This is a genomic window from Streptomyces sp. OR43 (assembly GCF_008042275.1).
Lineage (GTDB): Bacteria > Actinomycetota > Actinomycetes > Streptomycetales > Streptomycetaceae > Streptomyces.
In genome coordinates this window covers 1-6,034 of sequence record NZ_RDBK01000137.1, presented here as the reverse complement: position 1 = coordinate 6,034, position 6,034 = coordinate 1, and the positions used below count along the sequence as shown (strand labels likewise).

The following is a 6,034-nucleotide window of genomic DNA, read 5'->3' as shown; positions in this document are numbered from 1 at the left end:
GTGAGCGGCACCGGCCGGACGGGACCAGGACCTCGGCGCTGCGTTTCGCCTCCGCGCATCCGCTCTCGCCCATCGCGCGGGGCCGGGGCTACTGGCGCTACGTACCGGACGGGAACGGCGAGGCCGGCATCCGCTTCCTCACCGGCTACGACTACGAGCCGCGCGGGGGCCGCCCCGGCCGCTCCCACGCCCACCGGGACCCACCGGTCCTCGCCGCCGGGACCGCACCGCCGTCCGCCCGCCCCGCCGAAGCCACCGAGGCCGCCGAAGCTGCCGGGTCCGCCGGGGCCGCCGCACCGCTGTCCGTCCGCTCCACCATGATGTTCCGGTTGTCCCGTCCGCTCGCCGACCTCTTGTTGACCTTGCTTTCCAGGACGGGCTGCCGGGCCGGACAGTTCCCGGCGGCGCGGCAGGCGGCGTCGGCCGCCCCGCGTCAGGCGGTGGCCGAGCGGCGCAGCCGGGAGCGTACGGCCCGCTGCGCGACCGGGCCGAGTCCTTCCAGCGCGGCGACCAGGCCGGCGAGCTGGTCCAGCGCGGCCAGGGCCTGTTCGGCTCCGGGCGCGTCGACGCCCTCGTACAGTTCCAGGCCGACGAACGCGGCGGAGGCCGCCTTGGCCAGTCCGGCCACGTCCACGAACTCGGCGAGCGGCGTGCCGGCCAGGACCCGGCCCAGGACCTGCTCGATCTCCTCGGTCCACAGCGCGAGCCCGGCGGCGGTGGCGGCGGCGAGCCGTGGCTGCGTCTGCGCACCTGCCAGCAGCTGTCCCAGTACGGCGACCTGGCCGCCGTCGCGCTCGGTGGCGTGCAACTCACGTGCTGCCTGAAGCAGTTCGGACAGCGTTCGGACCTGGTCGAGGCGTGCGCGATGGTGGGCGACCCGTTGTTCGGCGGCGTGCCGACAGGCTTCCGCGAGCAGCTCGTCGACGGTGCCGAAGTGGTAGAAGACCAGTGCCTGATTGACGCCGGCCGCTGCCGCGACGGCGCGTGCCGAGGTCTTGGTGATGCCCTGCTCGGTGAGGGTGGTCAGGGCGCCCGCGAGCAGTTTCGTACGCGTGTCCTCGCTCATGCCCGCGCCTCCTCGCGGACCGGCCGCAGGTCCGCGCGTACGCCGTGAGCGGTCGCTTCGGCGTACGAGGCGGTGAAGGAGCCTTCGTACCCGAAGAGCGGTCCGAAGCGCCGGTTGGTGACGGAGACGTGGATGCGGAAGCGGCCCGTCTCCTCGTCGAACGACTCCCGCACGTGGGCATCGCCCCCGATCAGGTCAGGCACCCGGGTATTCACCGGCCCCTCGCGGAAGCGGTGTTCGCCGGAGCGTATGACGAGGGCGCCGGTCCGGTCGACGGAGAGGTCCAGGTCCGTGGCGAGGTGCTGGTGGGTGCCCAGGTAGTCGACGACACAGTCGCGTTCGGGACTGAAGACCATCGTGGCGTCGAACCGGCGGGGCCCGTCCGGGAAGGCGAAGGTTCTGACGAAGGTGACCGTCTCGCGGCCGAAGGAGTCCCGGAAGGGGACGTTCTCGATGGTGAACGGTATGTCGCGGCCGGTCCGCGGCACGAGGATGTGGCGTGTGCCGCCCAGCGCGAGAAACGGCCGAACCCAGCCGCCGCCGTGCCAGACCCGGTCCATGACGCCCCGGCCGGTGCACGCCTCGCCGCTGTCGAGGCCGACGGAGAACCGGCGCTGGATACGGGGGTGGAGCCGCTCGAAGTCGGCGCCGAGGGCACGTTGGAAGATCGATGTCATGGGCGCTCCAGGCGGTTGAGGAGGTCGGGCGGTCCGGCGGCCCCGCGCCCGGGCGGGCGGCGCAGGCAGCGCCCTGCCGACGGGGTGCCGGGGAGCGGCGGCAGAACGGCGGCGGCCAGGGCCACCGGCAGCGCGGCGAGCGGTGACATCACGAAGACCGCCGCCACGACGGCCAGGCGGCCCGCCAGTTCGGCGAGCGCGTGCAGGAGCGAGCGTGCGGGTGTGATGCCGCGCTCGCACCACAGCCGCAGCCGGTCGAACGACCAGGCGGTGGCCCAGCCCATGAGCGGGCGGAAGGCGTAGCGGTCCAGGAACCGGCCGGGGCGGCCCCCGCGCGGCTCGTAGTCGTAGCCGGTGAGGAAGCGGATGCCGGCCTCGCCGTTCCCGTCCGGTACGTAGCGCCAGTAGCCCCGGCCCCGCGCGATGGGCGAGAGCGGATGCGCGGAGGCGAAACGCAGCGCCGAGGTCCTGGTCCCGTCCGGCCGGTGCCGCTCACCGGCCGCGGTGCCGGTTCCCGCGACGAGGAGTCCCGGCAGCACCCGCACCCCGTACGTGAAGCGCTGCGGCTCACCTTCCACGGCCGGCAGGTAGTCGATCCGGGTGAACCGCAGATCCCAGCGGCTGTGCTGCGCCGGATCCTGGGTGCGCTCCCAGAGGAGGTCCAGGCCGGTCCGTATGCGCGCCTCGATGTACAGGCCGCCGCCCATGCCCATGCCCGTCCTTCCCCGTTGCCCACGCCGGTTCGCGATCCGTCTTGAGCGGTCGCTCAAATCGGAGAGTAGAGCAGTTTGAGCGACCGCTCAAGAGGAACGTCCTCGCAGGCCGGGGCGGATCAGCCCGGCAGACGGGGGGTGGACGGGAACGGACAGGGACGGACAGGGACGGACGGGGACGGACGGGGCGTGCGCCCGCCGGGTCCTTGTCCGATCGAACATCGGACGAGACGTCAGGAGGCTTGGGCGCACACGCGTTTGGGGCCCGTCCGGGCCCGCTCGGGCCTCCGCTAACCTGTGGCCATGCACGGGGGAACTGAAGAAAACTCTGGTTTGAGCGGCAGCGGAGCCCGGCCGCTGGAGGCGCGGGATCCACGGCGCATCGGCTCGTTCCGGCTGCTGGGAGTACTCGGCTCCGGAGGCATGGGCCGGGTCTATCTCGGCGTCACGCCGGAGGACTCGAAGCGGGCCGGGCAGAGTGCCGGACACTACGCCGCCGTGAAGCAGGTGCTGCCCGCGCTGGCCGAGGACACCGCCTTCCTGGGGCACTTCGGCCACGAACTCGACAACCTCGCCAAACTGCCCGCCGGCACGAGCGCACGGCTGCTGGCGAGCGACCGGAGCCACCGGCCGCCGTGGTTCGCCACCGCGTACGTCCCCGGCATCACCCTCAGCGACGCCATGCGGCTGCACGACGACCCGCTGCCCGCCGACTCCCTGTGGCGGCTGCTGCGCGACGCCGCCGCCGGGCTGCGCGCGGTGCACACCGCCGGCATCGTGCACCGCGACCTCAAGCCGTCCAATGTCATGCTGACGCTCGACGGTGTCACCCTGATCGACTTCGGAGTGGCCCGGGCCGCCGACCAGAGCCGGCTCACCAAGACCGGCATGGTCGTCGGCACTCCCGCCTACATGGCACCCGAACAGGCCATCGCCAACCAGACGTTGACCGGCGCCGCCGATGTCTTCGCGCTCGGCAGCCTGCTGCTGTACGCGGCCAACGGGCGGCCGCCGTTCGGGGACGGTTCCGGGCTCGACCTGCTCTACCGCATCGTCCACGAGGCACCCGACTTCGGGCGGCTGCCGGAGAAGGATCCGGAGCTGGCCGATCTCCTGAGGTCCTGCCTGGCCAAGGAGGCCGCGGACCGGCCCACGACCGACGAGCTCTTCGCCCTGGCCGCCGACCGCGTTCCCGCCGCGGCCTCGTCGCCGTGGCCGCCGGCCGTCACGGACCGGATCACCGAGCGCGAGGCGTTCGCCGCGAAGCCGCCCGCACCCGAGCCAGAGGTCCCCGACGACTCCCGCGGCCTCGCGGACCGTGCGACGGGCGCCGGCGCGGACGCCGAACCCGTACGGATCGCGAGGCCCGGCGCCGGGCAGGACGGCACGCGACCCGGACGGCGCTCCCGTCGCCGGCGGGTGCTGCTGATCGCGCTGCCCGTCGTCGTGGTGGCGGGCGGCACGCTCACGTTCAAGCTCGCCCCCTTCGACATCCCCGACGCCGATGCGCGCCCCGGGGCGTCGGCCCCGCAGACCCCCGGTACACCGTCCGCGTCGGCGACGGGCGGCGGGCCGTCGGAGTCCGCGAAGCCGTCGGCCAAGCCCTCGGGTTCCAAGAAGAAGCCGAGCGCCTCGGCCTCCGAGAAAGCGGAGCGCGGCGGCGTGACGGGTGGAGCGGCAGGCGAGGGCGCGGCCGGGGACGGCGGCACGGGCGGCGCCACCGCTCCGGCGGGGACGGCAGCCGGGTCGGGCGGCGGGGCGGGCGGTTCCGGCGGGGGCGCGCAGACCCCCGCGAAGCCCGCGCCCTCCGGGACCCACTGGATCGAGAACGCCGCCAACGGGCGGTGCCTGGCCGCGTCCATCAACCGGTTCTCGGGCAGTGCGACCGTGACGACCGCACAGTGCGGCGGCTCGTCGGGCAACGGGACCACGATGGACTTCGCGTGGTCGTACGCGTCCGGTCCGGGCGGCGCCTTCGCGCTCCGCAACAAGGAAACCGGGAAGTGCCTGGAGCCGCAGCAGTTCCAGGGGTACGCGATCAAGGACTGCACCGGCTCCTCCAACCAGACGTGGAAGATCGGCGCCACGTCCGGCAAGGGCCGTACCTTCACCAACGTCCGCCTGGGAGCGTGTCTCGCTGTGACCCCGTACAGCGCCCTGACGACCGTCACCTGCAACGCCCAGGACAGCTCCCAGCTCTGGTCCGACATCGCCCCGTCCTGAACCCGGGCGGTGGTCCGGGCCGTAAGCCGGGCGGTCCGCACCTGTCGACGCGGCGGCCCCGACGGGCCGCCAGTCGTGGGAGTGCGGCGACCGTGCGAGTGACTCCGCGGCCTCGTCGTTCCGTACGGCCGGATCATCACCCCTACGGTCCCGGCATGAACCGCACCAAAGCCGCCTCGGCGGCCGCCGCCACGACAGCCGCCCTCACCACGATCTGTGCCCTGTGTCTGACCTCCGCCGGCCCCGCCGCGGCCGACTACTCGGGCAATCCACTGGCCGGTGACAACGGTTTCGGCGTGCTCGTCCAGGACGACGCCACCCTGGGCAGCACGGAGACCGAGGGCTCGGTGGCCATCGGCGGGAACCTCACGTACGGCCCCGGGTACAACGTCGCGCTGCATACCCCCGGCACCTTCACCGCGCCCGGTGACGCCAACCCGACGGCCCTGCTCGTGGGCGGCAGGGCCGACCACGCGAACAGCTCCCCCCAAGGCGTGCTGCAGGTCCTCAGCGACGGCTATGTGAAGATCGGCGACGGCACCGGGTCCGACGTCCTGGACCGGGACGCCAACAACGCCGAGGTCAACACCCAGGTCGTCGCGGCCGGCGCCGGGCACAACTCGACGCCGCGGATCGAGACGACCGTCCGCCAGCCCGTCGAGTCGGTCACCGACACCACGGGGCTGCCCGACCTCGACGCGCTCTTCTCGACCTACCGCGACCGCTCCGACGCGATCGACACCTGCGACACGAACGTCATCCTGCGCGACGACACCGGAAACCCGCTGCCCGACCAGACCGGGTTCCCGGCCGGGACGAACGCCTACGTCACCCTCACCGAGGGCGAGACGAACGTGCTCCGGCTGACCGGTGAGCAGCTGAACAACCTCTCCCAGATCACTTTCGAGACGCCCCCGACGGCGACGACCCCGTTCGTCGTCGACGTCGACACGACCGGGACGGACAGTACGTACGTCTGGCACATGCCGACCCTCGCCGGGGTCTCCGGCGAGCAGGCCCCGTACATGCTGTGGAACTTCCCCGACGCCACCGACATCACCATGGCGGACGGCGACTCCCTGGAAGGCACCGTCTACGCGCCCCGCGCGCACCTCACCGACCTCGACGCGTCGAACATCGAAGGCACCATCGTGGTGCGGGAACTGACGGCCGGGCCCCTGACGGAAGGCGGCTCCTCCTCCGTCAACGCGGGCGAGATCCACCAGTTCCCGTTCGCCGCCGAGATCGACTGCTCCGGCGACGAGTCCCCCTCCCCGTCCCCGACCGGCGGGACGTGGTCACGGAGTCGATCACCATCGCGCCGACCCGCTCCGGGTGCCGCTCGGCGTATGCCA

Annotated in this window: 5 protein-coding genes; 2 read left to right on the top strand and 3 right to left on the bottom strand. The window is 73.0% G+C overall.

Translation table 11 applies throughout. From position 1 onward, the window contains the following. Positions 1 to 433: 433 nt before the first annotated feature. From EAO72_RS41635 to EAO72_RS41625, 3 genes are read right to left on the bottom strand one after another with little or no spacing between them, the layout of a single operon-like run. Positions 434 to 1,066 (bottom strand): TetR/AcrR family transcriptional regulator, encoded by a 633-nt coding sequence (locus tag EAO72_RS41635; RefSeq protein ID WP_148022564.1) that lies wholly within the window; start codon positions 1,064 to 1,066, stop codon positions 434 to 436. After that, complete coding sequence (locus tag EAO72_RS41630) at positions 1,063 to 1,743, bottom strand: DUF4166 domain-containing protein (protein WP_148022563.1); 681 nt, start codon at positions 1,741 to 1,743, stop codon at positions 1,063 to 1,065. Before EAO72_RS41630 ends, EAO72_RS41635 begins: the two co-directional genes overlap by 4 nt. Next, positions 1,740 to 2,450, bottom strand: a complete 711-nt coding sequence (locus EAO72_RS41625) for a hypothetical protein (RefSeq protein ID WP_148022562.1) — start codon at positions 2,448 to 2,450, stop codon at positions 1,740 to 1,742. The genes EAO72_RS41630 and EAO72_RS41625 overlap by 4 nt, the downstream gene beginning before the upstream one ends. 339 nt (positions 2,451 to 2,789) lie before the next feature. Here EAO72_RS41625 and EAO72_RS41620 point away from each other — a divergent pair, with 339 nt between their 5' ends. Continuing rightward, positions 2,790 to 4,679: a serine/threonine-protein kinase gene (locus tag EAO72_RS41620; RefSeq protein WP_261991888.1), complete on the top strand. Its 1,890-nt coding sequence runs from the start codon at positions 2,790 to 2,792 to the stop codon at positions 4,677 to 4,679. A gap of 155 nt (positions 4,680 to 4,834) precedes the next feature. Continuing rightward, a partial coding sequence (locus tag EAO72_RS41615) for a choice-of-anchor A family protein (protein ID WP_148022560.1) occupies positions 4,835 to 6,034 on the top strand: 1,200 nt, incomplete at its 3' end.

Bases quoted from the DNA above. Each gene is read 5' to 3' on its own strand.
- EAO72_RS41635 (WP_148022564.1), bottom strand. From the start codon at position 1,066: ATGAGCGAGGACACGCGTACGAAACTGCTCGCGGGCGCCCTGACCACC.
- EAO72_RS41630 (WP_148022563.1), bottom strand. From the start codon at position 1,743: ATGACATCGATCTTCCAACGTGCCCTCGGCGCCGACTTCGAGCGGCTC.
- EAO72_RS41625 (WP_148022562.1), bottom strand. From the start codon at position 2,450: ATGGGCGGCGGCCTGTACATCGAGGCGCGCATACGGACCGGCCTGGAC.